Below are 17186 nucleotides of genomic sequence, written 5' to 3'. Positions count from 1 at the left end.
TGTAAAAGCAAAGAAGATTATAAAGTGAGGAAATAATTTTGAAAACGTTATATGTGAATTATGCTGGTTCGGAAAAGCGCGTTGCAATTGAAGAGAAGAAAAAGATTGTTGAGTTTTTATGGAAACGTAATGAAGAGCAAGAGATTGTTGGGCATATTTATGTTGGACGTGTCGTAAGAACAATTGCTGGAATGAATGCAGCTTTTGTAAACATCGGTTTAGAAAAACATGCTTACCTTTCATACGATGATGTACCATCTTCTTATCGTATACATGAAGGGCAAGCGATACTCGTACAAGTTGTGAAAGAGGCAATTGATACGAAAGGGCCTAAATTGACAGCGAATATAGAATTTACCGGGAAATATGTCGTTTATATGCCGTTTGATGAGATGCGCGCTGTTTCTCGAAAAATAAAAAATAATAAAAGAAGACAACAGTTACTCCAAATTGAAATAGAGGGAACGGGGGGGTACATTTTCCGTTCTGCTTCTGAAAAAGGAGCAATTGAAGAAATACAAGCTGAAATGCAAGGATTACAACAGTTGTATGAAGAGTTAAAAAGAAAAGAGGGTCAAGGAAAGGTGCCGTTATTACTTCATCGACCGGCGACCTTTTTAGATCGTGTATTTCAAGAGAACCCAATTGAAACAATTGAAAAAGTAGTTGTAGATACAAGAAGTATAGTAAAGGAATTAGAAGACAAAGTTGGAAAAGAAAAAGTATCTTTTTATAATGAAAAGTCTTCGATGTTTAACCATTTTGGAATAGAGCGTGAGATTGAGAAAGCACTCCAAAAAATTGTTTGGCTTCCAAATGGTGCTTATTTAATTGTAGAACAAATGGAGACGATGACTGTAATTGATGTGAATACGGGCAAGTTTACGGGAAAACAAAATTTACAAGATACAGTACTTCGCACAAATGAGCTAGCCGCTGAAGAAATTGCACGCCAATTAAGACTTCGTGATATTGGTGGTATGATATTAATTGATTTTATTAATATGAAAAAAAGAGAAGATAAAGAAAAGGTAAGAGAATGTCTCATAGCTGCTATGCAAGATGACCGAACATATACAAGGGTGCTCGGCTTTACGGAGCTAGGGATTTTGGAAATGACACGTAAACGTAAAAAGCATTCTTTACGGGACGTATTATTAAAAGAGTGTGTACCTTGCAAAGCGACGGGTTATGTGATGTCGCATGAAACAATTGCGTATGAGTTAGAGAGAGAACTAATCACATATGGCAATATAGAAGATGAAGCAGTATTAATCGCTGCGCCTAAAGAACTGCAAAAACAGTTTTTGCAAAAAGGATTACAAAAAAATATTCCATTTGAAATTTATTTCAAAGATGATATTATCGAAAAGTATGCTATCGTTCGTTTTGGAAGTAAAAAAGAAATTGTAGAACGGAAAAAATAGTTAGCAGAACATTTATTGACAACCGTCTATGATTCATGATAACATCTTTATGTTATAGTTTATAGCACCTAAACGGCTATATGCTACAACCGCACAAGACAGGTTCCCTAAAGGCATTTATGTCTACCTCGTTTTTGGCGAGTCTTAGTAATTAAGAGGAGGTGCAAGTATGTACGCAATTATCGAAACAGGTGGAAAACAAATTAAAGTTGAAGCTGGTCAAGCAATCTACATTGAAAAATTAGATGTTGAAGCTGGTGAAACTGTTACTTTTGACAAAGTTCTTTTCGTTGGTGGCGAAAACGTTAAAGTTGGTAGCCCAGTTGTAGAAGGTGCAACAGTTACTGCGAAAGTTGAAAAACAAGGTCGCGCTAAGAAAATCATCGTTTTCAAATACAAAGCGAAAAAGAACAATCGTAAGAAACAAGGTCATCGTCAACCTTACACTAAGCTAGTTGTTGAAGCTATCAACGCTTAATTCTGGTTAACATGATTAAAATTACGATAAGTCGCACGAAATTAGGAAGTATCCAATCATTTAAAATGACTGGACATGCCGATTATGCGCCACATGGACAAGACCTTGTCTGTGCTGGAACTACAGCGGTTGTGTTTGGTTCTATAAATGCAGTGGAAGAGCTTTGTAATGTGCAAGCAACTATTGAACTCGGAAGTGATGGCGGATTCTTAACGTATGAATTGCCTAATGATTTAGACGTTCATGCAGCAGAAAAAGCACAAACGCTTTTAGAAGGATTAGTTGTTTCGCTTAAGACGATCGAACTTGATTACGGAAAGTATATCCGTTTAATAGAAAAAGTGCAGGAGGTGTAACGTATGTTAAGATTAGATCTTCAGTTTTTCGCATCTAAGAAAGGTGTAGGTAGTACAAAGAACGGTCGTGACTCTCAGTCAAAACGTCTTGGTGCTAAACGCGCAGATGGTCAAACGGTTACAGGTGGTTCAATTCTTTACCGTCAACGCGGTACAAAAATTTATCCAGGTGTTAACGTTGGTCGTGGTGGCGATGACACTTTATACGCGAAAGTTGACGGCGTAGTACGCTTTGAGCGTCTTGGTCGTGACCGCAAACAAGTGAGCGTATATCCTGTTGCTCAAGAAGCATAAGAACTCACGGAAAACTCTAACCTGAGTGCAGGTTAGAGTTTTTCTATATTAAGGGGTATCTAAATGAATGAAAAATGGACAATTATAGATGCATTGCGCCATTCAAGACATGACTGGCTCAATCGTATGCAGATGGTGAAAGGAAACCTTTCCCTTGGAAAAGTGGAAGAAATTCATAGTCTCATCGATCGTTTTGTCCAAGAAGCGAGACAAGAATCCAATCTGATGGGGCTATCAATGCCTTTATTTTCAGAGTGGATTTTAACATATAATTGGAAACAGCAGCCGTGCTTATTGGAGTACGAAGTATTAGGGAAATTGCATAACTTATCTCACTTAGATGAGACTGTATGTACATGGACGAATCAATTTTTCTCGATGCTTCAGCATAGTTTAGACGTATATGTTGAAAATTATGTTTGTATCACAATTGAATGTGACGCGGATAATGCTCGTTTCTTTTTTGATTTTCGTGGTAAGCTAACGAGTGTAGAAGAACTACAGAATTGGCTTGCGACCCAAAACAATAAATGGTATTCCATTTCTTATACAGTGCGAGACGAAGAAGTCTCAGTTATATTACAACCAATTGAAAAAAGTGTGGTGAAATAATGTTTGTAGATCAGGTCAAGATATATGTAAAAGGCGGCGACGGTGGTAATGGTATGGTTGCGTATCGTCGTGAGAAGTATGTACCAAAAGGTGGCCCAGCAGGTGGCGACGGAGGTAAAGGTGCAGATGTTGTTTTCGTAGTTGAGGAAGGCTTACGTACATTAATGGACTTCCGCTACCAACGTCATTTCAAAGCTGATCGCGGTCAGCACGGAATGAGTAAAGGTCAGCACGGACGTAAATCTGAAGATTTACTTGTAAAGGTTCCGCCAGGAACAGTAGTAAAAGATGAAAAAACTGGTCAAATTCTTGCCGATTTAGTAACGCATGGACAAACTGCTGTAATTGCAAAAGGTGGCCGTGGTGGCCGTGGTAACTCACGTTTCGCAACAGCTACGAACCCAGCGCCAGAAATCGCTGAGAACGGGGAACCAGGTCAAGAGCGTGATGTTATTCTAGAACTTAAAGTACTAGCAGACGTTGGACTTGTTGGATTCCCAAGTGTAGGTAAATCTACATTATTATCTGTTGTATCATCAGCGCGTCCGAAAATTGCAGAGTATCACTTCACAACAATCGTTCCGAATCTTGGTGTTGTTGAAACTGGTGATAACCGCAGCTTCGTTATGGCTGACCTTCCAGGACTAATTGAAGGCGCACATGCTGGCGTCGGACTTGGACACCAATTCTTACGTCATATTGAGCGTACACGTGTAATCGTGCATGTTATTGATATGTCTGGTTTAGAAGGCCGTGATCCATATGAAGATTACGTAACGATTAATAATGAATTGAAAGAATACAATCTTCGCTTAACTGAGCGTCCGCAAGTTGTTGTTGCAAACAAAATGGATATGCCAGATGCAGAAGAAAACTTACAAGCATTTAAAGAGAAAGTGGGAGACGAAGTAAAAATCTTCCCAATCTCAGCTGTAACAAGACAAGGTGTTCGTGACTTACTGTTTGAAGTAGCGAACTTAATAGAAACAACACCAGAATTCCCAATACATGAAGTTGCGGATGAGTCTGATACAAGTGTAATGTACAAATTTGATACTGAAGGTGTTAAATTTGAAATTACACGTGAAAGTGATGGCACGTTTGTTATCTCTGGTTACGATATCGAGAAAACATTCAAGATGACAGACTTCTCACGTGATGAATCTGTACGTCGTTTCGCTCGTCAAATGCGCGGAATGGGTATTGATGAAGCGCTTCGTGCACGTGGTGCAAAAGACGGAGATATTGTAAAAATTCTTGAATATGAATTTGAATTTATCGATTAAGACTGCCGAAATACGGCAGTCTTTTTTTATATCGTAAAAATCGGATTTATATAGGAAAAAATCCCCACTAATTAAATTTTCAATTTATAATAAAAAGGGAGTGGTTTTTAGAAGAATTTTTTATGGGGAGAAAACGAACATGTATAAAATATTAATTGTAGAAGATGATGAGAAAATCGCGGGAATATTAGAAGAGCATTTAGAAAGATATGGATATCAATCATTTAGAGCAAGTGATTTACGTCAAATAAAAGATGAGTTTGTAAAAGTGAATCCTCATCTCGTGTTACTTGATATTAATTTACCGTACTTTGACGGTTTTTATTGGTGTCGTCAAATTCGTACTGTATCGAATGCGCCAATTATTTTTGTTTCTGCAAGAACAGGAGAAATGGACCAAGTAATGGCGATTGAAAATGGCGGCGATGATTATATTACGAAGCCATTCCATTTAGATATCGTAATGGCAAAGGTGAAGAGTGCGCTTCGCCGTGGTTACGGAGAGTATGCTTCTGCTGCTGAGAGTGATTGTTTAGGTGTAAATGGACTGTTGTTATTCCCGTCTCAGCATATTGTTGAGTGGCAAGGACAACAAACTGAACTGACAAAAAATGAGTTTTACTTATTAGAGTGTTTAATGAAACAGGTGAATCAATATGTAACGCGCGAAGAACTGTTAGAAGCTCTATGGGATGAAGTAGCATTTGTGGATGATAATACATTAACCGTAAATGTAAAACGTGTAAGGAAGAAACTAGAGGAGTTAGGCATTAAAAATGCAATTGTAACGAAACGTGGATATGGTTATGCGCTTCTTACGGAGTGGGGCGAAGGGCATGAAGGTTAAAATTTACCTCATGGACCGCTTTTCTTTAATTCTTTCTTATATTGTTAGCCTTTGTTTATTTGGGCTCGTTTTACAGTTGCAAAGTCTTTTAGAAAAGCGATCCATTGATTGGAGTACATGGTTATATGGACTTTTATTAGGAACAGTTGTGTTTACTGTATACCTCATTTACGATTACCGAAAACGGAGTGTGTTTTTAAAGAGGATCGAAAAGTATGTTACTGGTGGAAATACATTACATGACTCTTTACTTATTGATGAATCTTATACATCAGAGCAAGAAATGGTCGTTGAATCTTTTACGTTATTAAGACAGCAATATATGAATGAAGTTCATAAACAGCATGCGAAAGAGCAACAGCAAATGATATTTATGAACCAATGGATTCACCAAATGAAAACACCAGTATCTGTTATTGAATTATTGCTGCAAAAGTTTGGCAAAGAGCATCGTGAGGCAAGAGCAACAGTTGAAAGTATTCGTGAAGAAAATAACCGTATACTAAATGGTTTAGATTTAGCGTTACATATGGCAAGACTAGAGCAGTTTGCGAAAGATTATAAGGTAGAAGTAGTAAATGTTATAGATGTCGTGCGAGGTATTATTAATGAAAATCGGAAATCCTTCATTCAATCGTCTGTATTTCCGAAAGTGATGTTTGAAGAAGATACTTGTATGGTTGCCTCTGATAGAAAATGGCTAAGTATTGCTATAGGTCAAATTGTTGTAAACGCAATTAAGTATACAAAAATTTCAGCGGCAGAGAAAAAAGAAATTCAATTTCAAATTGAAGAGAAAGACCAAAAGGTGTTATTACATATTAAGGACAATGGAATCGGTATTCCAGAGCAAGATGTAAAGCGTATATTTGATCCATTCTTTACGGGGGTAAATGGCCGTAAAACGAGAGAAGCGACTGGAATGGGTTTATATATTACGAAGGAAATTTGCGATAATTTACATCATGGAATGTATGTTCAATCGGCTGAAGGAGAAGGGACAACATTCACGTTCCAATTTGCAAAAGATGAAGAATATCATACATTGATGAGAAAAATGACAAAACTGTAAGATAACAAAACGTTTTGTAAGGGAAATCACTCGTTTCTTTTTCTTATTTTTCTTATAGTAAATGTAAGAAGAAAACACGTAGGGGGATTAGAAATGAGTGTTCTTGAAGTAAAAGGATTAACGAAGGTGTACCAATCAAAAGGTTCAGTAGCGACGACTGCTTTAAACGATATAAATTTTAAAATAGAAGAAGGCGAATTTGTAGGGATTATGGGTCCTTCAGGAAGCGGGAAAACGACGCTTTTAAATTTATTAGCAACAATTGATAAGCAAACTTCAGGTCATGTGCTTGTAAATGGTGAAGAAATTAATCAAATGCGTGCTGCAAAATTAGCGGAGTTTCGCCGTACACATTTAGGGTTCATCTTTCAAGATTTTAATTTACTTGATACGCTATCGATTAAAGAAAATATTATTTTACCTCTTGTAATGGCGAAGAAATCTGTAAATGAAATAGATGCAAAAGTGCTTGAGATTGCAAAGTTCTTAAATATTGAAGAAATATTAAATAAAAAAGTATACGAAGTATCTGGGGGACAACAACAACGTGCAGCAGCAGCGAGAGCAATCATTCATGAACCGACGTTAATTTTAGCAGATGAGCCAACTGGAAACTTAGACTCGAAGTCAGCGAAATCGCTAATGGGCGCTCTGCAAGATTTACACGAGCAAAAGAAAGTAACGATTGCAATGGTTACGCACGATCCAGTAGCGGCTAGTTATTGTGAACGTATCCTTTTCATACGCGATGGGGAAATTTTCTCGGAAATACATAAAGGAAGAACGAAACAAGCCTTTTTCCAAGAAATTCTGGACGTACTTGCGATGCTAGGAGGAGAATATCATGAACTTTCGCCAGCTCGCGCTTAATAACGTAAAAGGAAATTGGCGTAACTATAAAGCGTTTCTTATAAGTAGTTGTTTATCGATTGTCGTATTTTTCATGTATGCTTCTTTTATTTATCATCCAGATGTCGTAAGCGGTAATATTAGTATGAGAAAGATGATCACAAAAGGATTAGAATCGATGAATTATATTGTGGTCATCTTCTCGGCACTCTTTATTTTATATGCAAATTCAACGTTTTTACGAGCAAGAAAAAAAGAGTTTGGTCTACTAACATTAATAGGGGGAACGAAATCGCAGCTCGGCCGAATGATTATATTAGAGCAACTGATGTTAGGTAGTATTGCAATTGTAATTGGTATTGGGGTTGGAATGCTTTGTTCAAAATTATTTTTCCAAGCGTTAAGCGTATTATTGAAAATAGATAAGACACTTCCACTTGTTTGGAATAGTAAAGCAGTTCTTATTACAGCTGGCGTATACTTTATCCTATTTTTAATCCTATCATTGTTTAGCGTTTGGACGGTAGGACGCTTGCAAATTATTGATTTATTAAGAGAAGCTAGAAAGCAAAAAGTAGAGCCGTTTGCATTTACATGGTTATGTGTAGTTGGTATAGGATGTATTATTGTTGCATATGTACTTAGCTTCCAAGTAACGTTTCTGAATTTCCTCATCCTCTTTTTACCGGTGGTAGGACTGACAATTGGCGGAACGTATTTATTATTTACACAAGGTAGTACAGTTGTATTAAAAGCATTACAAAAAAGAAAGCAATCTTTCTATACGTATCCAAATATGTTTGTTCTTAGCAATCTTATTTATAAAATGAAAGATAATGCTCGTTTTCTATTTGTAATTTCTATTATTACGGCGGTAGTATCTTCAGCAGTAGGTACACTGTACGTATATTTTGAAAATATGAGTGCGAAAACGGTAGAACTTACACCACATGCTATTTCATATGAGGAAAAGGGGTTAAATACGCATAATCTTATTAATGAAGAAAAGGTACAGGAGCTTGTGAAGAGACACGGGTTTGAAGATGCGCGAAAAGTAACCTACGTTAAACTACCGGCAACACAGAAAATAACGTTGTTTAATAGTGAACATGAAGTACCGATGACGATTATTTCAGAAAAAGAATATAATGCAGAAGTGCGCAAACAAAAGAGAGAGCAACCTACAGAAGTTCATAATGCACCAGGTAGTGCAACGATGGTTATGGTTGATATGTCAAATGAACTGATGAAGATAGATCGTACGAAACCGTATGAATTTACAATTAACGGGCAAAAGCAGTCTGTTCAATTAAATAATCCAACGCAGTATTCTGTTTTTAATGATAGTGAATATCTTATTGTAAATGATCAAGATTTTGAGAAATATGCAAAACTCGTACCAGATGAAGAAAAGACGAAATATTACGGTTATTATATCGAGGATTGGAAAAATACAGAAAATCTTGTATTAGATTTGAAAAATGAAATTGCACCAGAAAAGCAAGGAGAATTGAGAAATTCAGTGTTTGCGTATAAGGATATAAGAGAAGGTGGAGCAATTACAATGTTCATCGGTTTCTTCGTAGCGGTACTGTTCTTCTTCTTCGCTTGTAGTATGACATACTTTAAATGGTTTAACGATAAAGAACAAGATCGTATTCAATTTAAATCGTTAAAGAGAATCGGTATGACAGATAAAGAAATTCGCAAAATTGCGATTCGACAAATGGGAGTTATCTTCTTTATCCCAATTTTAATCGGTTCCATTCATAGTGGAGTTGCTCTTCATACGTTAGGGAAAATGCTTTATATTGATTTATGGAAATCAGGTGCGCTTGTAATTGGAGCATACATTTTAGCTTCTGCCATTTACTTTATGATCGCGCAAAGAGGATATTTAAAACACGTAAAAAGCTAGGGGAACCTCTAGCTTTTTGCCTATGTAGTAAGTTACAGGAGGACGATAGATGAACATTTGGCAACTAGCGCTGCAAAATATAAAAGGAAATTGGCGTAATTATAAAGTGTTTTTCTTAAGTAGTTGTTTTGCAGTATTTGCTTCTTACGCATATATGTCTGTCATTGTGCATCCGTATATGCAAGAGACGATGTGGTATCAAAACGTACGTTGGGGACTTATCATATGTAATGTTATAATCATTTCTTTTTTCGTCATATTTATTTTGTACTCTACTTCTATTTTCATAGAAGCACGTAAGAAAGAATTAGGGTTATATATGTTAATGGGAGCAACGAAATCTAACGTAATAGGAATGATTATGACCGAACAAATTTTAATCGGGGTCTTCGCGAATATTTTCGGTATTGTGCTCGGTATGATATTTTTAAAACTCTTTTTTATGGTATTTAGTATGTTACTGGGGCTTCCGAAAGAACTCCCTGTGATATTTGACGTAAGGGCGATTGGTGTAACATTTATTACATATATGGTCGTTTTTATTTTGTTATCTTTTATAAGTGCTTTACGTATATGGAATATAAAAATCATTCGGTTATTGAAAGAATTTCGAACAGATAAAAAAGAGAAGAAAACATCAAAGTGGCTTTGTTTATTCGGTTTTGCTTGTTTAGTGGGCGGGTATGCGTTGGCGCTACAAGTGACGATGACTACGATAGCAATATACTTTTTCCCTGTGTCTATACTTGTCTTTTTTGGAACGTACTTTTCTTTTACACATGGAGCTACCCAAGTGTTAGAAATGATAAAGCGAAATAAAAAGATTATGTATACATATCCGTATTTATTTATAGTGAATCAATTGTCACATCGAATGAAGGAAAATAGTCGCTTTTTCTTTCTGAATGTCTAATGGCAACGACGTTTGGTAGTTACAGCAACAGGTACGGTGTTCTTATATTTTTCTAGCATGCAAGATATGTGGCGAACTGGAGGGGTACACTCGTTTTCGTACATAGAAAAAGGTATTTCTACTCATGAAGTCTTTGAGGAAGGTGCGGTTGAAAAATTACTGCATCACTATGAGTATGATGATTTTCAATATATGAGTTTTGTTGGAGTTTATGCATCCTTTCAGTCTAATAAGGGAGAAACAACAATAGTACCGCTTATAAAAGAAAGTGAATATAACCAAGAAGCAAGGAAACAAAGACAGAAAACGTATCGTCCTAAAAAAGGTACAGTGACACTCGTTTATTATAATAAATACAATAATTCGAATGTATATAATCAAAAAGAGATTCAATTGCAAGTAATGAATCAACCATATCAATTCGTATTTAACGGTCAGAAAGAAGGGGTTCAATTTAACCATCACCCTTCGTACATTAATGGTCTGTTCTTCGTTATGAATGATGAAGATTTTGACAGTATAGCAAATCAGGTTCCTGATTCTGAAAAAATGATATATAGAGGCTACACATTATCAAATATCGAAAAGACGAAGAAATTAAATGAAGATTTACGGAGACATATAAAACAAGATAATAATAATGCATTTCGAAGCAATATGGAGTTGTATGTAAATATGAAAGAAGTCGGCGATATTACTCTATTTGTAGGCTCATTTATTAGTATATTATTCTTTCTCACTTCATGTAGTATCGTGTATTTTAAATGGTTCCATAATATTGCATCGGACCGAAAGCAGTATGGTGCACTCTCTAAACTTGGAATGACGAAGGAAGAAGTATGGAAAATTTCTCGTTGGCAATTATGTATGCTATTTTTTGCGCCAATTATAGTAGGGAGTATGCATAGTGCAGTTGCATTATATACGTTTCATAATACGCTTTTTATGGATGGATCATTCAGAAAAGTAGGTTTGTTCATTCTGTTTTATATCGCAGCATGTATCATTTATTTCTTCTTCGCTCAAAGAGAGTATAAGAAACATTTAGACTAGCGAATGCTAGTCTTTTTTAAATATTCGAAATTTACATAGAAGAATATAAAAAAGTATGGTATAACAGTAAGAAAACGAAAAAGAGGGGAAAAGACGATGATTCGAGTAGGATATTTAGGACCAGAAGCAACATTTACAAATATGGCGGTGAGTCGTTTTTTTCCGGAAGCAGAGCATGTACCGTATCGAACGATTCCAGATTGTATAGATGCAGCTGCAAATGAAAATGTAGACTTCGCAGTTGTACCGTTAGAAAATGCAATAGAAGGTTCAGTGAATATAACGGTTGATTACCTTGTACATGAGCAGCCGCTTTCCATTGTAGGAGAAATTACAGTACCAATTCAGCAGCATTTACTTGTACATCCGCAGTATGCAGAAGTGTGGGAAGAAGTATATGCAGTGCATTCTCATCCGCATGCCATTGCACAGTGCCATAAATTTTTAAATGAAGAATTAAAAGGAGTAACTGTTCGAGATATGACATCTACAAGTGCTGCTGCACAATATGTGAAAGAACATCCTGAAGAGAAAATTGCCGCTATTGCAAATGAAGCGGCTGCAGAAAAATACGGATTAACAATTGTGAGACGTAGTATTCATACGCATAAAAATAATCACACACGTTTCTTAGTACTCCATAAGAAAAAGAAAGCAGTACTCCCGAATAACGGAGAGAACCGCGGAGAGAAAACGACGCTTATGATAACGTTACCTGCAGATTATGCAGGTGCCCTATATCAAGTGTTATCAGCTTTCGCATGGAGAAAATTAAACTTATCAAAAATCGAATCGCGTCCGATGAAAACAGGTCTTGGAAATTACTTTTTCTTAATCGATGTCGATAAAGCATACGATGACGTATTATTGCCAGGCGTAACGATGGAACTTGAAGCACTCGGTTTTTCTGTTACTGTACTGGGGAGTTATTCTTCTTATTGGTTGTAAGATGTAGATGGAATATTTGTATTTGCCTAATCGTCCATATCATTTCATTGCCTAGTATATTTTTTGATAGATTAATAAAATCCCACCTGCAAAAGGTGGGATTCTTTATCCCGCTATTTGCCGGGCAGCCCGATTGGTGAGGGCTGATTAAAGTTTCACTTTATTTTAACTTCGCAAGACGATCTTCTAATTGACCACGCCAAATATCAGCTAGTTCTGGAACAGCAAGAATCTTCTCGATGCCATCTTTATCTTTTCTATTATGAAAATAAATTTCGTTAGAGAATAAAACAGAAACATTGCTTGATGGACGTTCTAGTAATGTAATTTTTGAATCTTTACGTACAGTACCTTCTTGAAGAACGCGGCATAGGTAGCCAGTAAATCCAGTTGCTACAATACGCGGCAGTATGCCAGGGATGCCAAAACGTTTTGAAATTGTGCTACAAGGTACGCGAGCTTGCGTAACTTGAATGATTGCTTCGCCTAGTTGATATGAATCTCCGATGCATACGTAATGCTCTAACATATTTGTTACGGTAATGTTTTCACCAAATGTAGAAGCGGGAAGCGTAGTTTGAAATTCCTCTTCCCATAGTGCGTAATGCTCGGGTGGGTACACACAAACAGCGCGATCAGGTCCGCCGTGATGTTTTAAATCCGCTACGTCATCACCACGAAATCCGTCTTTTGAGAGAAAGGCCTCTTCTGTAGGATCTTTACATATACCTGTTATCATTTCTTTATCTTCGCCATATTTCATTTGTTTCGGTTTGCCAATGCTAAAGTGAACGAGTTCAATTCCCATATTTGATCTCCTTTACGATTGATTACAATATTATAGCATTAAAAAAGCACAGAGAATGATAAAAACTCTGTGCTTTACATTAATAAACGAGAAATCCTGCTTTATCTAACGCCTCACAAGCAGCATCTAATTTTTCTTTAGAATCTGCCTCGATTGTATGTAAGTGAATACCATCTGTTAGTTGTGAAAGATAGGAAGCATTTGTGTTTTCGATTTTTTGTAAATATTGCTCTACATCAAAGCGATTGCTTACCATAATGGAGGCTGTTAAGTCACCGTATACAGGATGCTCAACTTTTACGTCTTTAATCGTAACGCCATGGTCAACAAGCATTGTAAGTTCCTGACGTACTTCTGCTGGTTTATGTTGGCATACGATTACGCGTTCAAAAGTTTGTTGCTTCTCTTGTGGCTTTAAATATAAATAACCTTGAGCAGTCGCAATAATTGGTTCGTTTCGTGCTTTAAGCAAGGAAATATCTTGCACGATAACTTGTCTACTTACGTTCGTCTTTTTCGATAGTTCATTCCCCGATAACGGTTCATTTGCAGCAAGAAGCCACTGGAGGATAAGTTGTCGTCTTTCTTCACCTAAAATCTTTTTTTGTTCATTTTGTTTCATTATGATTTAACACCTCTATAAAATTGATTTCCAATTGTGTGTAGTGCATGAATAGTAGTATCAATTTGATCTTTCGTTGTTTGTTGTCCGAAAGAGAAGCGGACATATTGTTTTGCCTCTTCATACGTTTTTCCAATTGCAAGCATAGTTTTCGAAGGTTCTTGTTTACCGACTTGGCAAGCACTTCCGGTGGAAATGGCGATACCATGGCGATTACATTCTAGCATAGTATATTGACCTTCTATTCCTTTTATTGTAACCCCAACAATATGTGGTAAACAAGAAGTAGAATGACCTTCTACTTCAATTTCTAGCGGAAGTGTTTGTATTTGCTCTAAAAAGTAGGATCGTAACTCTTTAAAACGTAAACTTTCTTCCCATTGAGTTTTTAATATATTTTCAGCAGCTGTTAAAAAAGATGCGATGCCGGGAACGTTCACTGTACCTGGGCGAAATCCTTTTTCGTGAGAAGTTCCTGGAAATACTTGTTCCCAGCGAGTTTGCGGATTTATGTAGCAAGCGCCGACACCTTTTGGTCCGTATATTTTATGTGCTGAAACAGAAAGACTATCAATCCCCATCTCAAAAACATGGATAGGCAGTTTACCAAACGTTTGCACACAATCCGTATGAAATAAAACATTATATTTTTTTAAAAGTGCCCCGATTTCTGTAATGTTTTGAACGGTTCCGATTTCAGAGTTTCCATGCTGTATACTTGCTAGCACAGTATCTTCCGTAATAGCTGCCTCTAAATCTACTAAACAAATGAGTCCATTTTTATCAACAGGAATTTCAGTGATCGTATAGCCTTTTGATTTTAGAGATTGAAAATAACTTCGAATGGATGCATGTTCCATAGGTGTCGTAATAATATGCTTCTTATTTCGGGCATTTAGAAGTGATTGAATCGCAAGATAGTTCGATTCCGATCCACCGCTTGTGAAAAATACTCCTTGTTCTTTGCCTCCAATCATTTCCGCAAATGTTTTTCGGCAAACTTGTAATAAAGAAGAAGCCGTTCCTCCAATATCATGTAAACTTTGTTCATTTCCGAAGTATTGCGATGCTGCTTTCATATATGTTTGTAACGCTTCCTCGCTCATAGGTGTAGTAGCTGCATAGTCAAGATATATCATCATGTAAGTTCCTCTCTCTAGTAAGAGTTACATTTCTTTTACTTTTTAAATGGTAGTGAAAATAAGAATTATAAAAAAACTCTTGTCATTATTTTAAAACTATGTAAATATAGGTGTCAAGACAGTTGGAAAGTGTAAAGTAGGAGGCAACAATTATGCCAAGCGCAGATGTCTTAATTATTGGAAGTGGCGTTGCGGCACTTCGTGTTGCAAAAGAGATTTGTCACGAAAAGAATGTGATTATTATTACAAAGGAGACGAAACGTAATAATAATACACATTTAGCCCAAGGTGGAATTGCCGCAGCGGTAGCTACATACGACAATCCTAATGATCATTTTGAAGATACGCTAGTAGCAGGGTGTCATTATAACAATGAAGAAGTGGTCCGTTATTTAGTCGAGGAAGGACCGAAAGAAATTAATAACCTTATTGAAAATGGAATGAAATTTGATGGAGATGAAACAGGTCCTCATCTTGGAAAAGAAGGAGCGCATCGAAAACGTCGTATTTTACATGCAGGTGGCGATGCAACAGGAAAGAATTTATTAGAGCATCTTATTCAAGAAGTAGCTCCATACGTTACGGTAGTGGAACAGGAAATGGTGCTCGATTTTATTATAGAAAAAGATAAATGTGTTGGGGCTTTAACTCGCAACAATAAAGGAGAATTGAAACGTTACAATGCAGATTATACGGTGTTAGCTTCAGGCGGTATTGGCGGTTTATACGCCTTTACTTCTAATGATGAGACGATTACAGGCGATGGACTTGCAATGGTGTACCGTGCAGGCGGAGAGCTTGTAGATTTAGAGTTTATACAATTTCATCCGACGATGTTATACGCGGGTGGGCGTTGTTCTGGTCTTGTGTCCGAAGCTGTTCGCGGAGAAGGAGCTGTCCTTATAAATGGAAAAGGGCAGCGTTTTATGATGGATATACATTCCGAACAGGATTTAGCGCCTCGTGATGTAGTCGCAAGGGCTATTCATGAACAGCTACTTGCGGGTGAAAAAGTGTACTTAAACATCGAAATGATTCAAAACTTTGAACAACGCTTTCCGACCGTGTCATCGATATGTAAAACAAATGGAGTCGATATAAATAAAAAACTTATTCCAGTCGTGCCTGGTACTCATTTTCACATGGGCGGCGTGAAAACGAACTGTGATGGAGAGACGTCTATTCCGAACTTATACGCAGTCGGTGAAGTAGCTTGTAACGGGGTTCATGGTGCAAATAGATTAGCGAGTAATTCATTATTAGAAGGTCTTGTGTTTGGAAAAAGAATCGGACGACACATTTTATCTAGAGAGACAAAAGAAAAGGTGAACATGCTAGCCGAAAAGGAAGCAAAGTTTATCGTTTTGAATCATTTACCGACGAAAGAAGAAATACAAAAATGCATGATGAAATATGTTGGGATTGTGCGAACAGAGCAAAGTTTATCTTATGCGAAGAGATGGCTTAGTAAGTATGGTGTTCGAAATATGATATTACAACATGATGTTCTTACGAATGAAGAGATAACGCTTATTAATATGTTAACGGTTTGTGAGCTTATAGTTGTGTCAGCCTTGCAAAGAGAAGAAAGTATTGGCGGGCATTACCGGAGTGATTATCCAGATAGAAATATAGGAAAGAAAGAGATTGTTCGAGTAAAGAGAAAACGACAACTTGTGTGATGAGGGGAAGAGGGGCTTTATGAACACGATAAAAGTTAAAGAAGCATTAAATCGATTTTTTTTAGAAGATATAGGGGAAAGAGATGTAACATCTCAGCTTATTTTTCCAGATAACTTGCTTTCGAAAGGAACATTTCTTGCGAAGGATACAGGGGTCTTTGCAGGACGTTTAGTAATTGAATCAGGATTTAAATTAATTGATGAGAGAATTGAAGTAGAGCTTCATAAAAAAGATGGGGACCTTGTAAAAAAAGGCGAAATCATTGCAACTGTGCAAGGTCCAATTGCATCGTTATTAACAGCAGAGCGCGTTATATTAAATGTTATTCAGCGTATGAGCGGAATAGCGACGATGACGCGTAAAGCGGTTCTTGCTTTAGATAGCAGTCATACTCGCATTTGTGATACGCGAAAAACGATGCCAGGACTACGTATGTTTGATAAGCATGCAGTCGTGTGCGGCGGTGGATTTAATCATCGCTTCGGTTTATATGATGGTGTCATGATTAAAGACAATCATATTGCGTTTGCTGGTTCTATTACAAAAGCTGTTACATCAGTGAAAGAGAAGTTAGGACATATGGTGAAAGTAGAAGTAGAAACAGAAAATGAGGAACAGGTGAGAGAGGCTGTTGCTGCTGGTGCTGATATTATTATGTTCGATAATCGTACGCCAGATGAAATCCGGGAGTTTTCAAAAATTGTACCAAGTGCTATCGTTACAGAAGCTTCAGGGGGCATCACAATTGAAGATTTACCGAAATACGGAAAAACAGGAGTAGATTATATTTCACTTGGAGCGTTAACACATTCAGAGAAAGCACTTGATATTAGTTTCAATATTGAAGGATAAAGAAAGTGGCTTATAGGGGAGAAACG

16 protein-coding genes, 1 pseudogene and 1 other annotated feature are annotated in these 17186 nt (G+C 36.9%); of the genes and pseudogenes, 14 read left to right on the top strand and 3 right to left on the bottom strand.

The features are described from left to right. The first annotated feature begins 38 nt into the window (after window positions 1-38). From BC_RS22170 to pheA, 12 genes and pseudogenes are all read left to right on the top strand, one after another. The gene (locus BC_RS22170; protein WP_000855491.1) at window positions 39-1427 is read left to right on the top strand and encodes an Rne/Rng family ribonuclease; all 1389 of its coding nucleotides are present in this window, start codon (window positions 39-41) and stop codon (window positions 1425-1427) included. Between the two features lie 77 nt (window positions 1428-1504). Continuing rightward, window positions 1505-1582: a sequence feature (ribosomal protein L21 leader region), on the top strand. A gap of 14 nt (window positions 1583-1596) precedes the next feature. Continuing rightward, entirely contained in the window at window positions 1597-1905 is a 309-nt protein-coding gene (rplU, locus tag BC_RS22165) for a 50S ribosomal protein L21 (protein ID WP_000270907.1), read from the top strand. A gap of 11 nt (window positions 1906-1916) precedes the next feature. Next, window positions 1917-2261 (top strand): ribosomal-processing cysteine protease Prp, encoded by a 345-nt coding sequence (locus tag BC_RS27885; RefSeq protein ID WP_001973720.1) that lies wholly within the window; start codon window positions 1917-1919, stop codon window positions 2259-2261. A 3-nt stretch (window positions 2262-2264) separates the two neighbouring features. Further along, window positions 2265-2555, top strand: coding sequence for a 50S ribosomal protein L27 (gene rpmA / locus BC_RS27880; protein ID WP_000944958.1), 291 nt, complete (start codon window positions 2265-2267; stop codon window positions 2553-2555). Between the two features lie 63 nt (window positions 2556-2618). Further along, on the top strand, window positions 2619-3167 hold the full coding sequence (locus tag BC_RS22155) for a sporulation initiation phosphotransferase B (protein WP_001003584.1): 549 nt from the start codon (window positions 2619-2621) through the stop codon (window positions 3165-3167). After that, window positions 3167-4453: a GTPase ObgE gene (obgE, locus tag BC_RS22150; RefSeq protein WP_000497128.1), complete on the top strand. Its 1287-nt coding sequence runs from the start codon at window positions 3167-3169 to the stop codon at window positions 4451-4453. Before BC_RS22155 ends, obgE begins: the two co-directional genes overlap by 1 nt. A gap of 139 nt (window positions 4454-4592) precedes the next feature. Next, complete coding sequence (locus tag BC_RS22145; protein ID WP_000276723.1) at window positions 4593-5300, top strand: response regulator transcription factor; 708 nt, start codon at window positions 4593-4595, stop codon at window positions 5298-5300. Next, window positions 5290-6372, top strand: coding sequence for a HAMP domain-containing histidine kinase (locus BC_RS22140; protein WP_000865181.1), 1083 nt, complete (start codon window positions 5290-5292; stop codon window positions 6370-6372). The genes BC_RS22145 and BC_RS22140 overlap by 11 nt, the downstream gene beginning before the upstream one ends. 93 nt (window positions 6373-6465) lie before the next feature. Further along, window positions 6466-7242 carry an ABC transporter ATP-binding protein gene (locus BC_RS22135; RefSeq protein WP_000114529.1) on the top strand — a complete coding sequence of 259 codons (777 nt, stop codon included), beginning with the start codon at window positions 6466-6468 and terminating at the stop codon, window positions 7240-7242. After that, window positions 7217-9139 carry an ABC transporter permease gene (locus BC_RS22130; RefSeq protein WP_001011413.1) on the top strand — a complete coding sequence of 641 codons (1923 nt, stop codon included), beginning with the start codon at window positions 7217-7219 and terminating at the stop codon, window positions 9137-9139. The genes BC_RS22135 and BC_RS22130 overlap by 26 nt, the downstream gene beginning before the upstream one ends. Window positions 9140-9188: 49 nt before the next feature. After that, window positions 9189-11105 (top strand): annotated as a pseudogene (locus BC_RS22125) (ABC transporter permease). A gap of 96 nt (window positions 11106-11201) precedes the next feature. Further along, window positions 11202-12053, top strand: coding sequence for a prephenate dehydratase (pheA, locus tag BC_RS22120; protein ID WP_000621705.1), 852 nt, complete (start codon window positions 11202-11204; stop codon window positions 12051-12053). 160 nt (window positions 12054-12213) lie between these two features. On the opposite strand, the gene BC_RS22115 is transcribed toward pheA, so the two are convergent. The 3 genes from BC_RS22115 to BC_RS22105 form a co-directional block, all read right to left on the bottom strand. Further along, entirely contained in the window at window positions 12214-12861 is a 648-nt protein-coding gene (locus BC_RS22115) for an MOSC domain-containing protein (protein ID WP_000510673.1), read from the bottom strand. 79 nt (window positions 12862-12940) lie between these two features. After that, on the bottom strand, window positions 12941-13483 hold the full coding sequence (locus BC_RS22110; RefSeq protein ID WP_000812275.1) for a transcription repressor NadR: 543 nt from the start codon (window positions 13481-13483) through the stop codon (window positions 12941-12943). Then, a complete protein-coding gene (locus tag BC_RS22105; RefSeq protein WP_000973777.1) occupies window positions 13483-14625 on the bottom strand; it encodes an IscS subfamily cysteine desulfurase in 1143 nt (380 codons plus the stop codon). Before BC_RS22105 ends, BC_RS22110 begins: the two co-directional genes overlap by 1 nt. Window positions 14626-14777: 152 nt before the next feature. Here BC_RS22105 and nadB point away from each other — a divergent pair, with 152 nt between their 5' ends. Together nadB and nadC are read left to right on the top strand one after the other, a co-directional pair. Further along, entirely contained in the window at window positions 14778-16307 is a 1530-nt protein-coding gene (nadB, locus tag BC_RS22100; protein WP_001138531.1) for an L-aspartate oxidase, read from the top strand. A gap of 19 nt (window positions 16308-16326) precedes the next feature. Beyond that, window positions 16327-17160 carry a carboxylating nicotinate-nucleotide diphosphorylase gene (gene nadC / locus BC_RS22095; protein WP_001092231.1) on the top strand — a complete coding sequence of 278 codons (834 nt, stop codon included), beginning with the start codon at window positions 16327-16329 and terminating at the stop codon, window positions 17158-17160. Window positions 17161-17186 lie beyond the last annotated feature (26 nt).

The organism is Bacillus cereus ATCC 14579, assembly GCF_000007825.1.
Lineage (GTDB): Bacteria > Bacillota > Bacilli > Bacillales > Bacillaceae_G > Bacillus_A > Bacillus_A cereus.
Note: the sequence above shows the minus strand (reverse complement) of the source record. Positions and strands in the feature narration are given on the sequence as shown.

What these genes read in the sequence shown, in the direction of transcription:
- rplU (WP_000270907.1), top strand. Translation starts at nt 1,597, where the DNA reads ATGTACGCAATTATCGAAACAGGTGGAAAACAAATTAAAGTTGAAGCT.
- BC_RS27885 (WP_001973720.1), top strand. Translation starts at nt 1,917, where the DNA reads ATGATTAAAATTACGATAAGTCGCACGAAATTAGGAAGTATCCAATCA.
- rpmA (WP_000944958.1), top strand. Translation starts at nt 2,265, where the DNA reads ATGTTAAGATTAGATCTTCAGTTTTTCGCATCTAAGAAAGGTGTAGGT.
- BC_RS22155 (WP_001003584.1), top strand. Translation starts at nt 2,619, where the DNA reads ATGAATGAAAAATGGACAATTATAGATGCATTGCGCCATTCAAGACAT.
- obgE (WP_000497128.1), top strand. Translation starts at nt 3,167, where the DNA reads ATGTTTGTAGATCAGGTCAAGATATATGTAAAAGGCGGCGACGGTGGT.
- BC_RS22145 (WP_000276723.1), top strand. Translation starts at nt 4,593, where the DNA reads ATGTATAAAATATTAATTGTAGAAGATGATGAGAAAATCGCGGGAATA.
- BC_RS22140 (WP_000865181.1), top strand. Translation starts at nt 5,290, where the DNA reads ATGAAGGTTAAAATTTACCTCATGGACCGCTTTTCTTTAATTCTTTCT.
- BC_RS22135 (WP_000114529.1), top strand. Translation starts at nt 6,466, where the DNA reads ATGAGTGTTCTTGAAGTAAAAGGATTAACGAAGGTGTACCAATCAAAA.
- BC_RS22130 (WP_001011413.1), top strand. Translation starts at nt 7,217, where the DNA reads ATGAACTTTCGCCAGCTCGCGCTTAATAACGTAAAAGGAAATTGGCGT.
- pheA (WP_000621705.1), top strand. Translation starts at nt 11,202, where the DNA reads ATGATTCGAGTAGGATATTTAGGACCAGAAGCAACATTTACAAATATG.
- BC_RS22115 (WP_000510673.1), bottom strand. Translation starts at nt 12,861, where the DNA reads ATGGGAATTGAACTCGTTCACTTTAGCATTGGCAAACCGAAACAAATG.
- BC_RS22110 (WP_000812275.1), bottom strand. Translation starts at nt 13,483, where the DNA reads ATGAAACAAAATGAACAAAAAAAGATTTTAGGTGAAGAAAGACGACAA.
- BC_RS22105 (WP_000973777.1), bottom strand. Translation starts at nt 14,625, where the DNA reads ATGATGATATATCTTGACTATGCAGCTACTACACCTATGAGCGAGGAA.
- nadB (WP_001138531.1), top strand. Translation starts at nt 14,778, where the DNA reads ATGCCAAGCGCAGATGTCTTAATTATTGGAAGTGGCGTTGCGGCACTT.
- nadC (WP_001092231.1), top strand. Translation starts at nt 16,327, where the DNA reads ATGAACACGATAAAAGTTAAAGAAGCATTAAATCGATTTTTTTTAGAA.